Origin of the sequence: Chryseobacterium caseinilyticum, from assembly GCF_014837145.1 — a bacterium.
GTDB lineage: Bacteria > Bacteroidota > Bacteroidia > Flavobacteriales > Weeksellaceae > Chryseobacterium > Chryseobacterium caseinilyticum.
The window spans coordinates 1,296,898-1,317,626 of sequence record NZ_JACYFS010000001.1; the positions used below are offsets into that span (position 1 = coordinate 1,296,898).

General features: G+C 36.3%; 21 protein-coding genes. 16 read left to right on the forward strand and 5 right to left on the reverse strand.

Going from position 1 to position 20,729, the window contains the following annotated elements:
* Positions 1 to 39: 39 nt before the first annotated feature.
* The 10 genes from IC610_RS06255 to IC610_RS06300 all read left to right on the forward strand — a co-directional run bounded on the left by IC610_RS06255 (position 40) and on the right by IC610_RS06300 (position 11,391).
* On the forward strand, positions 40 to 690 hold the full coding sequence (locus IC610_RS06255; RefSeq protein ID WP_191736226.1) for a protein-L-isoaspartate(D-aspartate) O-methyltransferase: 651 nt from the start codon (positions 40 to 42) through the stop codon (positions 688 to 690).
* A 2-nt stretch (positions 691 to 692) separates the two neighbouring features.
* Positions 693 to 1,091 carry a DUF1801 domain-containing protein gene (locus IC610_RS06260; protein ID WP_191735699.1) on the forward strand — a complete coding sequence of 133 codons (399 nt, stop codon included), beginning with the start codon at positions 693 to 695 and terminating at the stop codon, positions 1,089 to 1,091.
* 61 nt (positions 1,092 to 1,152) lie between these two features.
* On the forward strand, positions 1,153 to 1,416 hold the full coding sequence (locus IC610_RS06265) for a prevent-host-death protein (protein ID WP_191735700.1): 264 nt from the start codon (positions 1,153 to 1,155) through the stop codon (positions 1,414 to 1,416).
* A gap of 77 nt (positions 1,417 to 1,493) precedes the next feature.
* A complete protein-coding gene (locus IC610_RS06270) occupies positions 1,494 to 2,471 on the forward strand; it encodes a 2-hydroxyacid dehydrogenase (protein ID WP_191735701.1) in 978 nt (325 codons plus the stop codon).
* Between the two features lie 221 nt (positions 2,472 to 2,692).
* A complete protein-coding gene (locus IC610_RS06275; RefSeq protein ID WP_056081113.1) occupies positions 2,693 to 3,031 on the forward strand; it encodes a hypothetical protein in 339 nt (112 codons plus the stop codon).
* 200 nt (positions 3,032 to 3,231) lie between these two features.
* On the forward strand, positions 3,232 to 7,431 hold the full coding sequence (locus IC610_RS06280; RefSeq protein WP_191735702.1) for a T9SS type B sorting domain-containing protein: 4,200 nt from the start codon (positions 3,232 to 3,234) through the stop codon (positions 7,429 to 7,431).
* Between the two features lie 208 nt (positions 7,432 to 7,639).
* On the forward strand, positions 7,640 to 8,056 hold the full coding sequence (locus IC610_RS06285) for an endonuclease domain-containing protein (RefSeq protein ID WP_191735703.1): 417 nt from the start codon (positions 7,640 to 7,642) through the stop codon (positions 8,054 to 8,056).
* Positions 8,057 to 8,287: 231 nt separating this feature from the next.
* On the forward strand, positions 8,288 to 8,863 hold the full coding sequence (locus tag IC610_RS06290; RefSeq protein WP_191735704.1) for a hypothetical protein: 576 nt from the start codon (positions 8,288 to 8,290) through the stop codon (positions 8,861 to 8,863).
* A gap of 6 nt (positions 8,864 to 8,869) precedes the next feature.
* Positions 8,870 to 10,855 carry a urocanate hydratase gene (locus tag IC610_RS06295; RefSeq protein WP_191735705.1) on the forward strand — a complete coding sequence of 662 codons (1,986 nt, stop codon included), beginning with the start codon at positions 8,870 to 8,872 and terminating at the stop codon, positions 10,853 to 10,855.
* Positions 10,856 to 10,857: 2 nt separating this feature from the next.
* Positions 10,858 to 11,391 carry a hypothetical protein gene (locus tag IC610_RS06300; RefSeq protein WP_191735706.1) on the forward strand — a complete coding sequence of 178 codons (534 nt, stop codon included), beginning with the start codon at positions 10,858 to 10,860 and terminating at the stop codon, positions 11,389 to 11,391.
* Positions 11,392 to 11,540: 149 nt separating this feature from the next.
* Here IC610_RS06300 and IC610_RS06305 read toward each other — a convergent pair whose 3' ends face one another.
* Positions 11,541 to 12,821: a PIN-like domain-containing protein gene (locus IC610_RS06305; protein WP_191735707.1), complete on the reverse strand. Its 1,281-nt coding sequence runs from the start codon at positions 12,819 to 12,821 to the stop codon at positions 11,541 to 11,543.
* A 521-nt stretch (positions 12,822 to 13,342) separates the two neighbouring features.
* On the opposite strand from IC610_RS06305, the gene IC610_RS06310 reads away from it, so the two are divergent.
* The 6 genes from IC610_RS06310 to IC610_RS06335 all read left to right on the forward strand — a co-directional run bounded on the left by IC610_RS06310 (position 13,343) and on the right by IC610_RS06335 (position 17,411).
* On the forward strand, positions 13,343 to 14,041 hold the full coding sequence (locus tag IC610_RS06310) for a DUF6261 family protein (protein ID WP_191735708.1): 699 nt from the start codon (positions 13,343 to 13,345) through the stop codon (positions 14,039 to 14,041).
* Between the two features lie 375 nt (positions 14,042 to 14,416).
* Positions 14,417 to 14,866, forward strand: coding sequence for a hypothetical protein (locus IC610_RS06315; RefSeq protein ID WP_191735709.1), 450 nt, complete (start codon positions 14,417 to 14,419; stop codon positions 14,864 to 14,866).
* Positions 14,867 to 14,883: 17 nt separating this feature from the next.
* Positions 14,884 to 15,642 carry an NAD(P)-binding domain-containing protein gene (locus IC610_RS06320; RefSeq protein WP_191735710.1) on the forward strand — a complete coding sequence of 253 codons (759 nt, stop codon included), beginning with the start codon at positions 14,884 to 14,886 and terminating at the stop codon, positions 15,640 to 15,642.
* A 118-nt stretch (positions 15,643 to 15,760) separates the two neighbouring features.
* On the forward strand, positions 15,761 to 16,108 hold the full coding sequence (locus tag IC610_RS06325) for a hypothetical protein (protein ID WP_191735711.1): 348 nt from the start codon (positions 15,761 to 15,763) through the stop codon (positions 16,106 to 16,108).
* On the forward strand, positions 16,089 to 16,391 hold the full coding sequence (locus IC610_RS06330) for a type II toxin-antitoxin system RelE/ParE family toxin (protein WP_191735712.1): 303 nt from the start codon (positions 16,089 to 16,091) through the stop codon (positions 16,389 to 16,391). Before IC610_RS06325 ends, IC610_RS06330 begins: the two co-directional genes overlap by 20 nt.
* A gap of 12 nt (positions 16,392 to 16,403) precedes the next feature.
* The gene (locus tag IC610_RS06335) at positions 16,404 to 17,411 is read left to right on the forward strand and encodes a cytochrome-c peroxidase (protein ID WP_191735713.1); all 1,008 of its coding nucleotides are present in this window, start codon (positions 16,404 to 16,406) and stop codon (positions 17,409 to 17,411) included.
* 49 nt (positions 17,412 to 17,460) lie between these two features.
* Here the strand turns inward: IC610_RS06335 and IC610_RS06340 are convergent, their stop codons facing one another.
* The 4 genes from IC610_RS06340 to IC610_RS06355 form a co-directional block, all read right to left on the reverse strand.
* The gene (locus IC610_RS06340) at positions 17,461 to 17,961 is read right to left on the reverse strand and encodes a hypothetical protein (protein ID WP_191735714.1); all 501 of its coding nucleotides are present in this window, start codon (positions 17,959 to 17,961) and stop codon (positions 17,461 to 17,463) included.
* A gap of 43 nt (positions 17,962 to 18,004) precedes the next feature.
* On the reverse strand, positions 18,005 to 18,679 hold the full coding sequence (locus IC610_RS06345) for an RDD family protein (protein WP_191735715.1): 675 nt from the start codon (positions 18,677 to 18,679) through the stop codon (positions 18,005 to 18,007).
* A 165-nt stretch (positions 18,680 to 18,844) separates the two neighbouring features.
* Positions 18,845 to 19,918, reverse strand: coding sequence for a type I restriction endonuclease (locus IC610_RS06350; protein ID WP_056081166.1), 1,074 nt, complete (start codon positions 19,916 to 19,918; stop codon positions 18,845 to 18,847).
* Positions 19,919 to 20,063: 145 nt separating this feature from the next.
* Positions 20,064 to 20,582 carry a thioredoxin family protein gene (locus IC610_RS06355; RefSeq protein WP_191735716.1) on the reverse strand — a complete coding sequence of 173 codons (519 nt, stop codon included), beginning with the start codon at positions 20,580 to 20,582 and terminating at the stop codon, positions 20,064 to 20,066.
* Between the last annotated feature and the right edge of the window lie 147 nt (positions 20,583 to 20,729).

A 20,729-nucleotide genomic window follows, 5' to 3' on the forward strand; every position in this document is an offset into this window, starting at 1 on the left:
CAAACTGCAGATTTCAAATCAATTCCTTACTTTTGCTCAATGCAGGATTCATTTGTACATAAGGGAAAGAGAAGGAATTTGGTAGATTATCTGAGACGCAGCATCGGAATTTGTGATGAAAGCGTATTGGCAGCAATCAACGAAGTTCCCAGACATCTTTTCATTGAAAGTATTTTTGAAGATTACGCCTATGAAGACCGCGCTTTTCCCATTGCGGCGCACCAGACGATTTCGCATCCCTCCACTGTTGCAGAGCAGTCTGAACTTCTGGAGATAAAGGAGGGCGAAAAAGTTCTGGAGATCGGAACCGGATGCGGTTACCAGACTGCCGTTTTAATTGCTATGAAAGCCCTGGTTTACACCGTGGAAAGACAGAAAGACCTTTTTGATTTCTCCAAAAAGAAACTGAGAGAAATGAATCTGTATCCCAAATTCCAAAGTTTCGGTGACGGTTTTGCGGGGCTTCCGACTTTTGCTCCTTTCGACAAAATTATTGTGACCTGTGGCGCTTCAGTTTTGCCTACAGAACTTTTAAAACAGCTGAAAGTCAGCGGTAAAATGGTGATTCCTTTAGGTCCGACCGACCAGCAGGTTTTATACAGATTTACCAAAATTTCTCCTACAGAATTTGAAAAAGAAGAATTCGGAACGTACAAATTTGTCCCGATGCTGAATAATACCAATCAATAAAGATGATTAATCCCGATATTCTTGATTACATTGAAAAGCTGTCAGATTCAGACAAAGAAATCTGCAAAATACTTTCAAAAATAATTGATGAAGAACTGCGTGATGCCGAAAATAAAATCTGGCACGCCCATCCCGTTTGGTTTCTCGAAGAAAATCCGATCGTTGGATTCAGCAGACAGAAAAAGGGAATCCGTCTGATGTTCTGGAGCGGAAAATCCTTTAACGAAGAGCAATTGAATGTAGAGGGAGAAAAATTTCAGGATGCTTCAATATTCTACAATGCTCAAAGCGAAATTAACGCAGCTGATTTGAAGCGATGGCTGAAAAAATCTGTAGAAATACAGTGGGATTACAAAAATCTGGTCAAAAGAAAGGGTGAACTGATCAAAATTAAAGGCTGAAATTACGGTGTTCGGAATGATAATTGGATTTTAAAAAACACCAATCCAAAAAAATTCAGTTATGGACACTAACAGATTTAAATCGTCACACGATTTCAGTAATATCGAAAAAAACCTGCACAACAACCCCGGTTACAGTGTAGAAAGTTTTTCTCAGCAGGCAAAAGATTACATCAACGAAATGAAATCCCAAAATCAGGAGGCCACTAAGCAGGGCTTCATAGCGCAGGCAAAAAAATCTGCACACGAAGTTTGGGAAGAGATTCAGCATATGGCTGATGAAGGTTGGGAAAAAGGTACAAACCAGCCGGATGACAAAGCATAAATTTAAATTATAACTGATAAGACACCTCATTTTTAAACAGTGAGGTTTTTTATTTTAAAAAAAACACTATACATTTTATGAGAGTATTTGTAAACAAAAGAATTCCTGAAATCGGGTTGAAAATAATGAAGGACAACGGGCTCGATGTTTTTATCCCTGAAAACGATAATCTTTCGGATGAGCAGTGGCTGAAATACTGTCAGGATTCTGATCTTATCTTAAATGTCGGCTTCCATAAATTTGACAGAGATTTTTTTGAGCAATGCCCAAATCTGAAAGCCATTGCTCTGCTTTCGGTCGGTTTTGATCATGTCGATATCAAAGAAGCCAATTCAAGAAATATTCCCATCGGAAATACGCCGGATGTTTTGAGTGTAGCCACGGCAGATACTGCTTTTCTTCTGATGCAGTCCGTAGCAAGACGCTCGAGTTTTTATTTTGAAAGAGTAAAGAATGGTGAGTGGGGAGATTTCGATCCTTTGTTTGCATTGGGCCAGGAACTTACCGGTAAAACTTTAGGAGTTTTCGGTTTGGGAAGAATTGGTTTTGAAATGGCTAAAAAAGCGAAATACGCTTTCGACATGAACATCATCTACCACAACAGAAATCACAATGAAGAAGCTGAAAAAGAACTTGATGCAAAATATGTTTCGTTCGATGAACTGGTGGCTCAGTCTGATGTGCTGTCCATCCATGCGAATTTTAAACCTGAACAAAGCGAACTTTTTAATGCTGAAGTTTTAAAAAAAATGAAGCCCAATGCAATTTTCATCAATACAGCGAGAGGAGGATTCCAGAATGAGCACGATCTTTACGAAGCGTTGATCAACAATGAAATCTGGGGTGCAGGTCTGGATGTCACCAATCCCGAACCCATGAGCAAAGAAAATCCACTTCTCGGACTGTCAAATGTCTGCGTTCTTCCACACATCGGTTCTGCAACTGAAGAAGCCAGAAACGGAATGGCAAAAATGGCAGCCGACAATCTGGTCGCTTTTTCGAAAGGTGAAAAAATGCCGAACTGTGCGAATGAGGAAGTTTATGATGAGATTTGAGATTTGAGATTTGAGATTTGAGATTTGAGATTTGAGATTTATGGGAAACTGTTTTTCTTAAATATTTATTGTTTGAAACAAAAACTTTAGCATCTCAATTTGGATCTTTTTACTGTTTCCCTGCATCTTAAATACTACTTGTTTCTCTCTACTTTTTCCTTGTCTCTTCTGAAATTGGACTCATTTTTGTCTTATCCCAAACATCACAAAAAATAATTATTATGAGCACAGAAAACAATGCTGAAGAGCAAGACAGAAAGCTGGAAGAGATGGATTACAATCCTGGAGAGGACATCTTTAATAAAGAAGAGCACATTCCACTCGACGGAGACGGTAACCCAATTTTAAATCCCGGTCACGTAAATGATGGTATGCCTTATGGACTGGATATTCCGGGAGCAGAAGACGACGATAATTTCGAACAGATTACCGATCAGTTACCGGAAGAAGAAGATGATGTATACAATATTATTGATGACGAAGAAGATGAGTTTGAAGATGAAGATGATTTGATTGACGATTTGGAAAACGAAGATGAGGAAGATGATATTGATAATTAAATCAGTTAATTTTTATTAATTTAATATAAGCACAAACAAAGGCTATCTCTACAGGGATGGCCTTTTTTATGTTAATTCATTTTTAAATAATTATAAATAAATATTTATGAATATTTTATTTATAATTTAAAAGTTATAAATTTGCAGAATATTTAAACATAACCAAAATTAATTAGAAAATAACTAAATATTTACTTTTAATGAAAAGAATTTTACAAATTATTTATTTTTTTATCAGTTTTTCAGTTTATTCTCAAAACAACTTAAATGTATTAATTAAAGACAATTCAGGAAACGAAAATTTTCACGTCACCTGCACCAATGATTTAAATGCAAACGGATGTATCAGTCTACACGCAGAATATCCATCAATAAAACAGACGGATACTTATACCCTGACTCAAAGCAGCTTCTCGCCAGCCGCGGCATTTAATGCAGGTACATCACTCAATGCTAATTTCGATGATTCGTTTACCTCGCTGATCAGTCTGCCGTTTAATTTCTGTTTTTTTAATCAGAATTTTGATGCTTTGGTGATTGGCTCCAACGGTATGATCACTTTTGATGCAACACAGGCAGGAAAAATCAATTTTCCGAATGTCAACTGGACAAATCCCAATACTGGACTTCCTAAAAATTCAATTTTTGGAGTGTACCATGATATGGTTTTTTCAGCTGCAGATCAGTCGGAAATATACTATTCAACAATCGGAACAGCGCCTAACAGGAAATTCATTGTGAATTTCTACGAAGGCAGAATGGCAGGATGTACAGAAAGATCATCTTCCCAGATTGTTTTGCATGAAACCACAAATATTATTGAAGTTTTTGTTGACAAAAAACTTACTCCGTGCGCAACAAGAAAATTTGAAAATGCCTTAATTGGAATCATCAACGACAGCGGAACTTTGGGCTATTCCCCTGCTTCGAGAAATACCGGAAACTGGGAAGCACAGCAGGAAGCATGGAAATTCACACCTTCAGGAAACGACATTACACCTGAAGTGTTATGGAAAAATGCCGCCGGTCAAACCCTCGCATCCGGAGTTCAGGCTACACTTTGCCCGACACAAAATGAAGTCTACACCGCTGAAGTCAATTTCAATACCTGCGGAAGCAGTGTTCTGACGCTTACCGATACTTTCAATCTGACTTTTGATCCAACTTATCCAACTGCAGTCAATTACAGTCAGACTTTTTGTGGAAACAGTCCGGTTAATTTAAATTTAAATAATTTTAAACCTAATTTAACTTCACAAAATCCGGCCAATTTCAACTTCACTTATCACAACAGTTTGCAGGACGCTCAGAATAATGTGAACGGAATCTCAAATTCCTACCAGCTGAATTCCAATAAAACCATTTATGTAAGAATCCAAAATCCTGTTACCGGCACCTGTTTCAGAGTGGCGACACTTACTTTGGAGTTTTTAACGAAACAGCTCCTTACCAGTTCCGTAGTTCTTTGCGACACCAATAACGACGGTGTTGAAGATAATTATGATCTTAGCCTTTTAAACAATTCACTTCTTGCACCGGGGAATACTTCTGTAACTTATTTTTTAACCCAGAATAATGCTCAGAATAACACAAATCCTGTTACGGCAGCCAATATTTCTGCAGGCACGCAAATCTGGCTGAGAGTGCAGGATGCAAACTGTACTTATGTTTTAGGTCCGGTGACTTTCCAGTTTAAACCGGGGGTTAATGCCCATGGAATCAATTATCCGATAACAATCTGTGATATCAATGATGACAATAATGAGCCTTTTGAATTTGCATTACAGCTGGGTCCACTCATCAGCACGCAGGCCGGAGCGACCTTTACCCCCTATGCCACTTACGCTGAAGCTTATGCTGCACAGGGATCGGTTTTGCAGACCATCAAAGAAGGAGTTTACCCTGTTTTTATACGGGTTCAGATTCCGGGAGGATGTTTTACGGTTGTTCAGGTGAATATGAATGTGACTTTCACAAAAATTAAGGCCAATCATAAAAACGAATACATCTGTTTCAACGGGACTGAAGATATTACCATAAACCTCACGAATTTATCTTCAAATTTATTGATAGATCCCGTTACAGTGCCGGTCACAGAGTTTTATGGTTCTGCGGACGATGCCTTTTACGGCAACAACCCAATTTCTCCGACGCAGACCATCACAAATAACGGAAATCTGGTTTCACAGACTTTCTACGTGAGATTTGAGCAGAGTGATGACTGTTTTACTGTAAGACCTATCACCGTGAATCTTGTACATCCCGTGATCGTTAATTCTAATTTTACGGTTTGTGATTTTAGTAATGATAACTCAGAAAATGTAAATTTAAATCAGTTTTCAGCTTTAATCATCGGAAATCAAAATGCTACGACCACTTTTTATCTGAGTCAGGCGAATGCCATTGCAGGTACAAATCCTGTAACGACCGTTAATCTGAATGGTTCCCAGCAATATTTCGTGAAAATAAACTCCTACAACTGTACTCAGGTTTATCCTTTTACGGTAGGATTGGTGGCGACTCCGAATGTTAATCCGAATGTCAACATTGTACTGAATAATATTTGTGATAATAACAATGATGGTGTAGAGAATTATAATCTTACCCAGGCTCAGACGCAAATCTATTCAGGTTCATCTGCTGTAACTTTTACGTATTATCAGAATTACAATGCAGCCAACCAGACGTTCTCAAACGAAATAACCAATGCGACAAGCTATCCGGTTACAGGAAATGCAACGGTTTACGTAAAAATTAAATTTAATTCAGGAGAATGTTATTCGGCTTCAAAACTGACCATTCAGATGAACTTTCTTCCGGTGGTTGTAGTGACCAATAATGCGGTTTTAAATAGATGTGATGAAGATTTTAATTTAAGTGAAACTTTCACGCTTGCCGATGCGATTCCGCAGATGTACAATCCTTCACAGAATACGTATGCTTTATCAAATATCGATGTGAAATTTTATCATACTCAGGCAGAAGCCAATGCAGGCAGCGCGGCCAATCAAATCGGAAATACTTTGGTAACGAATGTTTCAAGCGTTCAGGTTTGGGCAAGATTTACTGCTAAAACTACAGGGTGTTTCTCTGTGGCTCCGCTTCAGTTAAACACTTATTTCCCTCCGAAAGCCATTAATTCAACCATCAAAATCTGCGATGAAAATCTCGACGGAAATTATGAAGTCAATCTGATGGCATTCACCAATCAGTATGTGGATTTACCTAATCCGATGAACACATTCAGCTTCTTCCCTACTCAGCAGGATGCTCAGAACGAAACGAACGGTATTCAGAATCCAACGATGTTTACAGCAAATCCTTTCCCTGCACAAATCTGGGTAAGGGTGATGAATATACCTGGATGTGATGATATTGCCAGCATTAACTTTGTCTTTGGTGATAAACTTGTCACACAACCCGGACCGTATTTATTGAATAACGTTTGTGACCAGCTGAATGACGGTATTGAGGCTGTCAACCTGACTCAGTTCCAGAGTCAGATTTATTCCGGTGCCAATGCGACATTCACCTACTACCCTTCTTTGGCTGATCTTCAGGCGAATTCGAATGTTATTTCAAATCCGGCTGCGTATTCTTTCAATCAAAACACAGGTCCGGATACCATTTTTGTAAAAGTAGAAGCTCCCGGACTTTGCCCGGAATACACAACGATTAAAATCAGTCTGAAAAAAGTACCTGTTTTTACAATCGCAACGCAATATTTCTGTCCGGACGCAACATTCAGCTATACCTTAAAAGTGGAAGGACACAATATCGTAAGCTATGTATGGACAAATCCTGCGGGACAAATTGTTTCAAACACTGATACGGTGACGAATATGAACATGGTGGGAACCTATTCAGTTACCGTCACTTCAGACAACGGATGCTCTTACACCGCAACGTTCGAGGCAAAATATTATGATGTGCCGGTGATTCAGCAAATGACAGCCAATGGAAATACCTATACAATCACAGCGACCGGTTCGCAGCCGATTGTTTATTCAATTGACGGCATCAGCTGGCAGTCGGGTAATATTTTCTATAATCTTCCAACCGGAATTACGACGTTCTATGTGAAATATGTTGAAGGAAAATGCATCGTTAAACAGGACGGAGTTGTTTTAGATATTAAAAACGCCATCACACCCAACGGCGACGGCATCAACGATAAATGGATTATTAAAGACCTTCACGTCTTCGGAAAGAAAATGACGAACGTAAAAGTTTTTGACCGTTATCAGTACAAAATTTTCGAACAGGACACAAACACGCAGATCATTTGGGATGGAACCATTGCCGGAAGAGCAATTCCTTCCTCAAGTTACTGGTACGTGATCACCCTTCCCGACGGCAGAACATTTACCGGATGGGTTTTGGTAAAGAACACAAATTAATCATATATAATGAACAATAAGACCTCGCCTTTGAGCGGGGTTTTGTTGTTTTCCAGTTATTATTAAAACAATATCCGAATCATAATTCCCATCCTCTGGAGGGCTGGATTCGACCAAAGGGAGAAGACGGGGGTGGTTACACGCAATTTTACTCATAATATTTTTCACATTTCTAAAGAAATTCTTATCTTTCATTAAACACTTACCGATGAGAGAAATCCTCATAGAAATAAACGGAATTCCGATTTACAAAAAATGCACTCACTATCTTCCCTACAATCCAAATTTAAAAATACCATTGCCAAAAAAACGAAAAGCAGGAATTCTAAATGAAGTAATATTCTGGAAGAAAGTCAGAGCAAAAAATTTCCACAAAATTGATTTTGACAGACAGCGAATTATTGGAAATTATATTGTTGATTTTTATGTAAAAACACTCGGATTAATCGTAGAAATGGACGGTTCAAGCCATGATGGAAAAGAGATTTATGATGGTGTAAGACAAGATTATCTGGAATCATTGGGGCTGCAAGTGTTCAGAATTTCAGATTTTGATATTAAAAACAACCTGTGCGTAGTGATGAAGGAACTGGAAGATTTTATTATCAAAAACTATAGCACGTAAAATTCCTCTCCTCTGGAAAGTTGGATTCGATCAAAGAGAAAAGGCTGGGTGGTTAAATTGCGCGTAAACCACCCCGTCAAAAAATCAAAGATTTTTCGCCACCCCTCCAATGGAGGGGAATTTTCATCACCCTTTTATATTCTCTTTCTTTATTTGCAGGGATTTTCTAATTTGAATATCTTTAAAACCACAAAAAATTCAAATCCAATAAAAGAAACCATAAACTTAAACATGATGTTCTTACATTATTCTTGGATAATTTTAAGGCTCATAATAAAATATTTTAGTCTGATTTTATTAGTTGCTTTAGTTTTATTTTTAACAAAAAAATACGTTGATTATTCATCAACTGTTTATTTAATTTTTATAATTCCAATTCTATCACTGCTAATTTTAATTAATTTAATTGTCATTTATACCAGAGACTACTTAAAATATAAAAAGAAAAAAGGAAACTTTAGAACTTCAAATATTGTTATTTTGACACTTTTTGCTATTTCTGTCCTTCATTTCTCAGTTAACTATTATATGGAAAACAAAAGTGTTTACCTTTCAGCAAATCTCAATGAAAGCAATACAAAATTATTTTTATATAGTGATAAAACTTTTAAAATTGCAAAATATTGGAATCATGGGGGTGACAATATTTTAGGAAAATATGAATTGAAAAACAATATATTGACATTAAAAAAAGATGATTTAGAAAAAATATCGAACTTTGAAATCACTCATCGTTACAACATTTTCTCTAAAGACAGAATCATCACAACAGATAAAAAAGGCTTTAAGAACTTAATTTTTGAATAATTAAAAATGACTTTCCAACAACAAATCCAACAAGGTATTCCCACCGAATTACCTCAGCCAAAACCATATGAAACCCACATCAACCACGCTCCAAAACGTAAAGAAATTCTTTCAGACGAAGAAAAAAAACTCGCTCTGAAAAACGCTTTGCGCTATTTCGAACCCAAATTCCACGCAGAATTGTTGCCTGAATTCAGGGAAGAACTGGAAAAATACGGCAGAATTTATATGTACCGCTTCCGTCCGGATTATGAGATGAAAGCAAGAGATATTGCCGAATATCCCGGAAAATCTGAGCAGGCAAAAGCCATTATGCTGATGATTCAGAACAATCTGGATTATGCCGTGGCGCAACATCCGCACGAACTGATTACGTACGGTGGAAATGGTGCGGTATTCGGCAACTGGGCGCAGTATCTTCTGACGATGAAATATCTGTCGGAAATGACGGACGAACAGACGTTGACGATGTATTCCGGTCATCCGATGGGACTGTTTCCTTCGCATAAAGATGCGCCGAGAGTGGTGGTAACCAACGGAATGATGATTCCAAATTACTCCAAGCCGGATGACTGGGAAAAATTCAATGCGCTGGGTGTTTCGCAGTACGGACAAATGACGGCCGGATCTTATATGTACATCGGTCCGCAGGGAATTGTGCACGGAACGACGATTACCGTTTTGAATGCTTTCAGAAAAATCAATAAAGAACCAAAAGGAGGATTATTCGTCACTTCAGGTTTGGGCGGAATGTCCGGAGCTCAGCCAAAAGCCGGAAATATTGCAGGTTGCATTACGGTCATTGCCGAAGTAAACCCGAAGATTACCAAAATCCGTCACGAACAGAAATGGGTGAATGAAATACACGAAAATCTGGATGAACTGGTGGCGAGAGTACGAAAAGCGCAGGAAAATCAGGAAACGGTTTCTCTGGCTTACCTTGGAAACATCGTCGATATCTGGGAGAAATTTGATGAAGAAAATTTAAGAATCGATATCGGTTCAGACCAGACTTCGCTTCACAATCCGTGGGCTGGCGGTTATTATCCGGTCGGACAAACCTTTGAGGAATCCAACACAATGATGGCAGAAAACCCTGAATTATTCAAAGAAAAAGTTCAGGAAACCTTGAGAAGACACGCTGAGGCTATTAATAAACATACAGCAAAAGGAACTTATTTCTTCGATTACGGAAATGCCTTTTTACTCGAAGCTTCCAGAGCCGGAGCCGATGTAATGGCAGAAAATCCTACGATTGGAAGGGAGTTCAAATACCCATCTTACGTTCAGGATATTATGGGACCGATGTGTTTTGATTATGGTTTCGGGCCGTTCCGTTGGGTTTGTACGAGCGGAAAACCGGAAGATTTGCAGAAAACGGATGATATTGCGTGCGCTGTTTTAGAAGAAATGATTAAAACATCGCCGGAAGAAATTCAGCAGCAGATGAAAGACAATATCACGTGGATCAAAGGTGCTCAGGAAAACAATCTGGTCGTTGGTTCGCAGGCGAGAATCTTGTACGCTGATGCAGAAGGAAGAATGAAAATCGCTGAAGCCTTCAACAAAGCCATTGCCAACGGAGAAATCGGAGCGGTGGTTTTGGGAAGAGACCATCACGATGTTTCGGGGACAGATTCGCCGTACAGAGAGACTTCCAACATTTATGACGGCTCAAGATTTACGGCAGATATGGCGATTCACAACGTGATTGGCGACAGTTTCCGTGGCGCAACCTGGGTGAGCATCCACAATGGTGGTGGCGTTGGTTGGGGCGAAGTCATCAACGGTGGTTTCGGGATGTTGCTCGATGGAAGCTCTGATGCCGACAGAAGATTAAAATCAATGCTTTTCTGGGACGTCAACAACGGAATTTCCAGAAGAAGCTGGGCAAGAAATGAAGGTGCTGTTTTTGCGATCAAGAGAGCCATGGAAGCTGAGCCGAATTTGAAGGTAACGTTACCGAATTTTGTGGATGAGGGTTTATTTTAATTATGGATTTTGATCATAAGCATAAAGTAATATCATCTTTTAATCTTCCAACTTTAGGAATGATTGTAGGCCTTTCTGACGTGGAATTTGGATTCAAGAAAGGAATGGTTTTAAAATCAATTTCTTCAAAGCGTTATTGGGAAGTTCAGTCGAGAATAATTCATTCTTCGACCGAAAAAAGATTTGATGGCGAAACTGAAATTGTAACTCATACAAATATCAGAGAAATCGGCGCTTTAAAAGATAAAACAGAAATCATTAATTCTTTCGAATACAATATTAAACCAATCGGACACCATGAAAAACCAACTTTAGATGAATTATTGGTTTTCAGTGTAACAGTTGCTGTTCATGTTATTTATAAAGTCATTGATATTTATAATGACTATTTATTATTGGATACTAATAATGGAGATACCGGAGTCATGCATAAAAAATATGTTTCCGAAAAAGTTCAGATCGGAGATTATGTCAGACATTGTGAACACAAGATTCATGATTTAGTTGATGAATGTGGCAATTTTATTATACGTTAATAATTTGCTCCATTAAAAGACATAAGAAAGCTGAGCCGAATTTGAAGGTTACGCTGCCGAATTTTGTGGATGAGAGTTTGTTTTAAAACTTTTTAAATATTGAAAAACCTGCTGTGAGGCAGGTTTTTATTCTTTAATAAATGTTTTTTTTATAGTTCAGAATATTTTTGGTTTAAATAATCAATCAGTTCCTCTATTAAATCAAAAGTTCTTATTAAAAAATCATTAGAATATCTTTGTTTCAAGAATTCTTTACTTCTGTGAGTTATTTGACTTCTTACCGTCATAACATCTCTTATTTGCTGATATTTATCCTTTTCAATAATATTCATTTCCACTAGTGTTCTAAGCAACATCCCACTTGGTTTTAACTCAGACCTTTCGATACAAACAAATTCGGCTATTGTACGTATTATTCTTTCTAACGTAACACATTCTAAAAGTATATCTTGTTCTAATGGATTATCTATAGTATGATAACTAATTGTATCTTCAATCAAAGATTCGAAATTTGTCTTCAAATGTTTTTCAAAGAATCTTTCTGCATCAAGAATAAAAATTGCTTGACCTGTAATTTCAAATGTTTTAAGAATATAGTGAATGTGTGCTTCCTTATTGGGCTTCATCCAATCACCTTTTGTAGTATCATAAGTTAAAAAAATTATATCCGTTTTTTTATCAAGAGCACATTTAATCATTTCATGGTAAATAAAATAATCACCGAATGGATTTTCTGGTTTTTCAATTATATCGGCAAGACCAGGAATAGCGAAATTAACTTTCTTTGTAATATCATTTTTTAATTTCTGTATATCTAGATTTTTTGTGAGATTTGAAAATTCAGTCTTTAGAAAATCAATCTCATCATCCTCTAATTTGTAGTTTTGGTTAAAAGTATCTATTAAATCAAGAAAATCATCTGAAAAGTTTAATTGCTTATTTTCAATTCTAAATTTGTCAATATCTTTTTTCAAATCATTAGAAACTTTTTCAAATGATTTTATTTGTTTTTCTATTGCTTTATCTATATAATCAAAATCCTTTAGAACTTCCTTATGATCACTTTTATATTTTATAGTTCTATCAATGATGTCTGATTTTAAACTTTCAGACATTGATTCCAATGCCGATTGAAAATATTTTTGAATTACATCTTCTCTATTTTTAATAAACTCTTTTTGAACTTGACCTGACAGACATAATTTTCTGAAATTATCTTTAAAAAACATTCTTAATAATTCTCTTTGCTTAAAAGATATACTATAAAATCTTAATAAAATGTTGGTATCCAAAAAAATAGGAATATCATTATTCATTTCAAGTGCATCATTAAAATTATTATAGTAATGTTCAATTGCTTTTTTATAAGTTTTTAAATCAATGCTTATTTCAGGGGACTTAAAAGTTTGGTTCTTTTGAATTTTTATCATGGTATTTTTTATAATCTTTAAAATAGTGGAAGAATCGGAGAAAACGTTGATATAAACTATATTTATTCAAATATAACAAAACTACACCATCATTGATAAACGTTTTTTAACAAAAAGAGAATTTGATATTCAACCAAATTCTCCACGCTCGTGCGAGCATCTTGCTTGTACCATTATTTATCTTGAGACACGAGCTTGAAGCTCGCGCTAGCGGATTATGATGCAGAAATATTCATTTTCAAAACAACCTTTTAAAACTTCTTGCATCCGTAGAAACTCACATCAAACTTAAAACAAACTTCCGTAGTCCTCCGTTCATTTAAAACAACCCTGTTTATAACTTCCGTAGTCCTCCGGAAGTCTCCTGCAAGTTGCGGGAAACCTCCGGAGAACTTCTTTGGTTTAAAACAACATTGTTTGTAACTTCCGGAGCACTCCCTTGGTTTAAAATAAGACTGTTTGCTACCACAGAAGATTTTTTTATATTTGATTTCTAATTTATTAATTAAAAACGCAAACGTATGAAAATTGCACTCACTAAGCTGAGCACGAAAGACCTTGCGACTTTGGCTCAGAGAATTATTTCAAACATTCAGTCAGGTAAATATCCTGTGATTTCCAACCATCCCCTTACCGCAACTCTGCAGAATTCCTACACCGAATACGATGCGGTCTACACCAAGCAAATCTACAGCGGAAAAGGAAAAGACGTTGCCACGGCAGACCGTGAGCGGGACGTTGCTTATGCCAATCTTAAATCTTTTCTGGACGGTTACCGAAAGCTACAGTCGGCACCCAATTATCAGTCGGCGGAAGATTTGTACGGCGTTTTCAAAACTTTCGGGCTGGATCTCGACCGCTTAAGCTATTCCTCACAAACCGCACAGATGAAAAAGCTGATTGAAGCTTTGGAAAGTCCGGAAAACCAACAGAAAATTGCGCTTCTTTCTCTGAACACGGCTTTCGCAGATATGAAAACAAAACACGAAGCTTTTGAAACCATCTTTGGCGAACAGGCAGAAGCCAATGCCGACCTCAGACAGATGACCAGCGCAAGCGCCATCCGCCACGATCTGGAGAAAAACCTCAAAACCTATCTGAATCTGCTGACCGCCATGAAAGACGTCCGCGACTGGAAACTCCTCTACAGCGATACCAACGAGCTGGTAAAAGCAGCGAAAAATTCGGAAGTAAAAAGGAAGGAAGAAAAACCAGAATAAATAATAGAAAGACTCAGCGGATTGCTGAGTTTTTGTTGGTGTTAATGGAATATGCATCCTGTTTGTCATCCTGCAAGGATCTAAGCCCGAATCTTTCCGTACAACATCTCTAATACTACGTTGAGATCCCTACGGGATGACAAACTGTGTGAAAATAAAATAATATTTTTGGAAGATGGATTTGATTCGTCAGTTCAAGTAGGTTTTTGAAGAAAACCGTATCGAGAACTTTTTGAATGGCGACAAATTTTGTGCTTAGGTTCGCTGGTTCTCGATACAAATTCTTTCAGAATTTTACTCGAACTGACGGATTTTCATAGCAGATATTCTGAACTATGTTGATGAATATTTGTATTAAAATGATATTTTTGAAATATGAAAATGTTTAAAGCCGATTTGTATAAGGTGTTCGATGAGAATGGGAATCTTGTTGGTGAACAAATCTTAGGATCTACTTTTGGAAAAAAAGCACATTTGAAAGTAGACGGTGAAATTTATTATCACAAAGAAATAGGTTTTTTCGGTGGGGAAACTCATTATAATAATAAAGCCGGAAGATTGATACTGAAAATGGATTCTGTACACCAAAGAATATTTTATGACGGTGAAAAATATACTGAAATCTATTATTTTAAATCCAAGAGTTGGTACAACAGTTCGATTTCACTGTATCAATTTGAAAACGACCAACTGTTGGTGAAATTCAGACGAAGATATCATTTTCTAAAACCAATCTATGAGGTTCAGGTCGAAGAAAATTTCCACAACAAATTAGTTATTTTAGCATTTGTATTTTATTATATCAAAGGCTATGAAGATGCATAAAGAACAATAATTTAAATATGAAAAAACTAGGAATCATTGGCTGCGGCTGGCTCGGAAACCACATTGCAGAACGATTATCAAATCAATATCAAATTTTCGTAACAACGACGACAGAATCGAAAGTTGACGAATTTAAATCTAAAGGATATAAAGCAACAGTGATCAGTTTCCCTAATGAACTGGATTCTGAAATGAAAGAATGGGAAGCTGTAAAAGAATTAGATGCCATCATCGTGAGCGTTCCGTTTTCGGGAATCCGAGGTGTGCAAATTCCGATGAATGACAAAAGGGAAAACCTGCTGAACTTCCTCGGAGATTTTACAGGGCAGCTTTTTCTGATGAGCTCCACGGGGGTGTATTCTCAGGAAGATAAAGAATTTACAGAAGACGATCAGCATGCAAAAGATGTGGAAAGCGAAAGTTTTATTTTAGAAAAATTCCCACAAACCAATATTCTGAGACTGGCCGGATTGATGGGCGGTGAAAGGCTTTTGAAAAATTATAATATTTCAGGTCTGGAGCAGTTGGTGAACCACATTCATTATGCAGATATCGCTCCGGTCATTGAAAAAATGCTGGACAATCAATCTGAATCTAAAGTTTACAATGTTGTTGCCCCAATTCATCCAAACAAAGAAGAAGTGATCAATGCGCAAAAAAATTTGCCTTACGATGGCGAGAGAACAACGGTTGGAAGAACTATTTCTCCTGAGAAATTAATTGAGGAACTTGATTTTGAATTTCAATATCCTGATCCGAGGTATTTTCACTTGTAAATCATTGAAAGTAAATAGATCAAATGTAAAAACCTGCCGATTGGAAGGTTTTATTTTAATTAAACCTAAAGAATTTTATTATATTTGTCTCATAAAGTGATACCAAATAAATAAAATTATGATAGCGGAAATAGAAAGATATATAGAGATTCAAAATAATATTGATGAAATTCTGAAAAATTCGCCATTTAAAATGTCTTATATCATTGAGAAATCGGGAATTAAAAAGCCTACATTTTTCAAGAAATTAAAGGAGAAGAGATTTACGCCGGAAGAACTCCTGGTCATTTCAAAAACCATTGAACCTAAAGAATGGAGAAACGAAACGAAAGAAGAAATTTTGGAATCTTTAAAGCGTTCTGAGGAAGATTTTAAAAACGGAAAAGGACTTCCAGGAGAAGTCGTTTTGGAAGATATGAGAAAACGTATAGAAAAATACAAGGCTGATGCGTTACGAAATATCTGAAAAAGCTCAGCAAGACCTTTTCAATATTGAATCTTATCTTTTAGAAAAATGGAACATTGCCGTGCTGGAAGATTTCTTTATAAAATTCCAGAGAGCAATCAACATCCTGTTGGATAAAAAAGTATTTTTTCAAAAGTATGAAGCCACTCACTTTTATAAATTTAATGTGACGAAACATAATTCACTTATTTATACTTATGGAGAAGATGTTTTATACTTACACCGCATTCTTCAAAACTTTCAGGATCCTGATGACAATTATGATTCTCTGAAAGACCTTTAAAAACACAAAACATTGTACTCAAGACTGAAATATTTTGCCTTTGCATCTTTTTTACTGCTACTGTTTTCCTACAGTCTGCAGGATATTGGGCTGATCTACCCTTCCTATTTTCCGAAACCTGTGTATGATTTTAAAAAGAATCCGTTGAAATCTGCTACGGTTCAGCTGGGAAGAAAACTGTTTTACGATCCTATTTTATCAAGGAATAATACGATTTCCTGTTCGTCCTGTCATAATTCCGGTCAGGCTTTTTCTCATGCAGGGAATCATTTGAGCAAAGGAATTGAGGATGGAATAGGTGACAGAAACTCACCTGCAATTTTTAATCTGGCGTGGCAGAAAAATTTTATGTGGGATGGAGTGATTCCGAATATTGATGCGCAGGCGCTGGCTCCAATTAACCATCCCATGGAAATGGGCGAAGATATCAATGTTGCTGTCAGAAGACTGAATAAATCTAAAGAATACAGAACGCTTTTCTACAGAAGTTTTGGCGACAGTCTGGCAACGTCGGAGCGTCTGATGAAAGCACTTTCGCAGTTTCAGCTGACTATTGTTTCGGCCAGTTCAAAGTATGATAAAGTAAAACAGAAAAAAGCTCAATTCACTGATTCTGAAAAAAGAGGTTATCTTCTGTATCAACAAAATTGCAATTCTTGCCACAGCGAACCGCTTTTCTCGACCTATGATTTTGCCAATAACGGACTTCCCGTCGATTCCAAATTAGACGACCACGGAAAATGGAATAAATCTTTCGAGCCCGCAGATCAGTGGATGTTTAAAATTCCAAGTCTCCGCAATCTTGGCTTCACTTATCCTTACATGCACGACGGCAGATTTAAAACTTTAAATGAAGTTCTCGATCATTACGAAAAAGGAATTGTAAAAAGTCCAACTCTGGCGAAACAGCTTGAAAAACCTATCATTTTTAATCATAAAGAAAGAGAAGATCTTCTGTCTTTTTTAGCCACGCTGAATGATTCTGTACTGGTTTCCAATCCTGATTATCAGAAAAAATAAGCTTAAACAGTCAAATCAAAAAAAAACATGCAGCGACGCAGGTTCCTTTTTATCTGTTTACGAGAATATTTTCTACTGAATTCAGAATTTCTTTTTCAATATCCTCTTCAGAAAGATTCTCGAGCGTGTAGTACTGTTCTTTCAGAGCTGCGGTTCCTGTACCGTTCTGGAAAATGGTGTCCTGATGAATGACAATTCTTTTTAAATTTTTATCAGCCACAAACATAATGTGCGGAAACTTGTCATTTGCATAAAAATTGGAATCCACATTCCTTGAAATCTGCAGCTTGATATTGGTTTGAGAGTTAATTCCCAACCCGTTTTTAATCTCTTCATTAAAAGAAATCTTGCATCCAAAACCATTCTCACGAAGCATTCTTCTGAACTCCTGCATTTTCGGATCTATGAAGTTTTTACATAAAGTCCTGAAGCCTTCAATGAATAAATCGTCTTCGCTTTTTTTCTTTTCAAGACTTTCTTTCAGCTTTTGATCTTCTGATTTTAAATTAGAGAATAAGGAATTAAGTTTATTGATATTTTCTTCTTTCATTTTATTTGAGGTTGAGGTTGAGGTTTAAAAATATAAAATTATCTTAGTATTTACGTTCTCTTCTCAGCTCAGCGACTACAACCGTACTTGCCAGATTATCATGAAGACATTGATTTCTGCGGTTGAAAAAGAACATCAAAAATCCAATAAAAAGTGTAAGGTTATTCAGGATATTGGCAAAATAACGTCCTGTCGACTGTCCAAAATTTACCTTCATACCGTCTGTGCTCAAAAGTTTGATGTTTACGACTTTCTGCCCCATTGTCTGCTGATCATTACTTGAATGCAGGAGCGCATAGTAGAGCCATCCCGCAAATAAAGGGAGAAGGCACGAAGGAATTATGATAATTAAAACATCTAATATTCTTGCTCCAAGCCTTTCGCCAAAACTAGCATATCGGTAATGGATAATTTCGTTTTCGTAGTGTATTTTCAAGGTGTCGTCATTCAGATATTCGATCCTCCCGTTTTGATAATTAGTACTATAATTTTGAGGCTGATATGAAGGAGGCTGATGTCTTTCCTTTGAAAGATTGATGGGTGGCGGCGTCATTGCAAACAGACTTTTAAGTTCATACAGTTTATCTGCTTCCGTCCAGTTGTTGAGGCCACTGTGCCAGATCAGGGTATATCTTCTTACATCCTGTAATCTGAGTTCTTCTAACGTGTAGGGACCTTTTTTGTCTGTTCCGTCATGAATAAAGTATTTCTGTTCCATCGTTTGTTTGCAGTTTTATTATGAGTCGGTAAATATAATAATAAGAAATAAATTATTGGGAATGTCGGTGTGAGCTCACAGAAACATTGTAAAAAATAAGACTTCACATTTTTAATTTAGTAAAATCGGACTTTCTCTCATGTGCTGACTGTCTATTAAAATAGATTATTCATAATTCTTCATTGTCGCCAAAAGCTCATTTTTAAAATTATAAATATCTTCCAATGAAGCGATTAATTTTTTTTCGCCATTATCTTTGCCGTTGTGAAAAAGTTCAATGTATTTATTGGATGAATTAAAATGAAGACGACAAATTGGCTTGCGGTTATTATCATCCAGTAAAATTCCAAAATACGATAATGTATCTCTGAACGCGATTCTTGATGCAGGCAAAATCTCCCTCAGAATAGCTTTTACAATTTGTGATCCCTCGACTTCCTCCTCAGTTGTGATGATTTTTGAAGCGTCTTTTGGGTCGTCAATCGGAGTAATTTCTTCTTTGGCTTTTGAAGGTATGGTCTCATTTATATTCAAAGCATTTTTTAATCTGAAGTTAATCGATTCATTTATTGAGTTGGAAAAGGCCTTTCTTGTGTATTCTTTAAAAGAAACTAATCTGGAAGCCGTAACAGGTTTATCAAAAAATCTATTGACCAACATTCTTACCATTTCATCAGAGGGTTCTTTCAGTTCTTTTTCAAACTCATTACGGATGGCTTTGATGTATTTTAAAGATTCTGCAGAGTCTAAAATTCCTTCTAAATTATAACCGTTCTTTGAGAATTTTTCCAGTATTTTTAAACTGGAATCTTTTAAATTAGCTAAATCTAAAGTGAAAAACGGTTTCTCGTCCATGATATTAGGCTTTTCCAGATCTGCATAAAAATTATATTGATGGCCATTCGTTAATACACCAAATCTTGATTTGGATACGTGATAATAACGATGCAGTTGAGAATTATGTGCGTCTACCTTCTCTTTCCAGTGTTTGCATTCTATAATTAAAATGGGTTCGTCATCTTTTTTAATAACATAGTCTATTTTTTCGCCTTTTTTGGTTCCGATATCACAGATAAATTCCGGAATTACTTCTGTCGGGTTAAAAATATCATATCCGATAATCTGAATAAACGGCATCACAAAAGCATTTTTTGTAGCCTCCTCTGTATTGATCTGATCTTTTAGAGCATCAACTCTCTGATGAAGTTGTTCCAGTTTTAATTTTAAATCTGTTTCCATAATTGAAATTTTAGGGTTATTGTTTATGATTTTAAAACAAATATTGTCTGTGGACCAATGTTTTTTTTCAAATCTAAACAACCTTTTTCAATAAAAATTACGGCATCACGTAGTTCTAAATAAAATAAATATTAAGTATATTTTTTTAGTTTTTTGCAGCAAAAGCAGTTTTGATTTTCTCTAATTCGTCCTTTTTCAATTTGGTTGTTTTTGCCAGTTTTTTAATGAAACTTTCTACTTCTTCGGGGGCAGAAGGACAACCGATATTTTCCTTTTTTTCATCAAGTGAATTTTCTTCCATTTCCCCGTTTGCATTTATAATTACCCAAAACGGAATTCCCTGATCTTCACTGCCACCATATTTTTTCAAAACTTTTTCACCTCCTTCATTCTCAAGATTTTTCCTGTTTGGAGATTCCATTAAAGTCAAATGAGTTGTGACAAAATTGCTGTTAAAATAAGGTTCAACTTCGGGTTTCTGAAGATTTTTATCCATCTTTTTGCACCATCCACACCACGAGGCATGAAAAATGAGAAGCACTTTTTTCTTTTCTTTTTTCGCTTGTGTTAAAGCTTTAGACATTACAACGTCTGCACTTTCCTGAGCACATACAAACGAAATACTGAAAAGACCAATTAAGAATGTAAGAAGAATTTTTTTCATATAACTTAGAATTAATTTTAAACAAATATAAGAAAAGTACCTTATCGTTATGCAGAAAGATCTACTCTTGCCGCTGTATATTAAAATATTAAGAAAACCTCATCAAAACTAAATGTGAGATATCAGATTAAACAAAAGCTTATTCAC

Coding starts and splice junctions, on each gene's coding strand:
- IC610_RS06355 (WP_191735716.1), bottom strand. CDS start 20,582: ATGAAAAAAATTCTTCTTACATTCTTAATTGGTCTTTTCAGTATTTCG.
- IC610_RS06295 (WP_191735705.1), top strand. CDS start 8,870: ATGACTTTCCAACAACAAATCCAACAAGGTATTCCCACCGAATTACCT.
- IC610_RS06275 (WP_056081113.1), top strand. CDS start 2,693: ATGAGCACAGAAAACAATGCTGAAGAGCAAGACAGAAAGCTGGAAGAG.
- IC610_RS06305 (WP_191735707.1), bottom strand. CDS start 12,821: ATGATAAAAATTCAAAAGAACCAAACTTTTAAGTCCCCTGAAATAAGC.
- IC610_RS06255 (WP_191736226.1), top strand. CDS start 40: ATGCAGGATTCATTTGTACATAAGGGAAAGAGAAGGAATTTGGTAGAT.
- IC610_RS06265 (WP_191735700.1), top strand. CDS start 1,153: ATGGACACTAACAGATTTAAATCGTCACACGATTTCAGTAATATCGAA.
- IC610_RS06330 (WP_191735712.1), top strand. CDS start 16,089: ATGCGTTACGAAATATCTGAAAAAGCTCAGCAAGACCTTTTCAATATT.
- IC610_RS06320 (WP_191735710.1), top strand. CDS start 14,884: ATGAAAAAACTAGGAATCATTGGCTGCGGCTGGCTCGGAAACCACATT.
- IC610_RS06300 (WP_191735706.1), top strand. CDS start 10,858: ATGGATTTTGATCATAAGCATAAAGTAATATCATCTTTTAATCTTCCA.
- IC610_RS06280 (WP_191735702.1), top strand. CDS start 3,232: ATGAAAAGAATTTTACAAATTATTTATTTTTTTATCAGTTTTTCAGTT.
- IC610_RS06325 (WP_191735711.1), top strand. CDS start 15,761: ATGATAGCGGAAATAGAAAGATATATAGAGATTCAAAATAATATTGAT.
- IC610_RS06315 (WP_191735709.1), top strand. CDS start 14,417: ATGAAAATGTTTAAAGCCGATTTGTATAAGGTGTTCGATGAGAATGGG.
- IC610_RS06345 (WP_191735715.1), bottom strand. CDS start 18,679: ATGGAACAGAAATACTTTATTCATGACGGAACAGACAAAAAAGGTCCC.
- IC610_RS06260 (WP_191735699.1), top strand. CDS start 693: ATGATTAATCCCGATATTCTTGATTACATTGAAAAGCTGTCAGATTCA.
- IC610_RS06350 (WP_056081166.1), bottom strand. CDS start 19,918: ATGGAAACAGATTTAAAATTAAAACTGGAACAACTTCATCAGAGAGTT.
- IC610_RS06285 (WP_191735703.1), top strand. CDS start 7,640: ATGAGAGAAATCCTCATAGAAATAAACGGAATTCCGATTTACAAAAAA.
- IC610_RS06270 (WP_191735701.1), top strand. CDS start 1,494: ATGAGAGTATTTGTAAACAAAAGAATTCCTGAAATCGGGTTGAAAATA.
- IC610_RS06340 (WP_191735714.1), bottom strand. CDS start 17,961: ATGAAAGAAGAAAATATCAATAAACTTAATTCCTTATTCTCTAATTTA.
- IC610_RS06290 (WP_191735704.1), top strand. CDS start 8,288: ATGATGTTCTTACATTATTCTTGGATAATTTTAAGGCTCATAATAAAA.
- IC610_RS06310 (WP_191735708.1), top strand. CDS start 13,343: ATGAAAATTGCACTCACTAAGCTGAGCACGAAAGACCTTGCGACTTTG.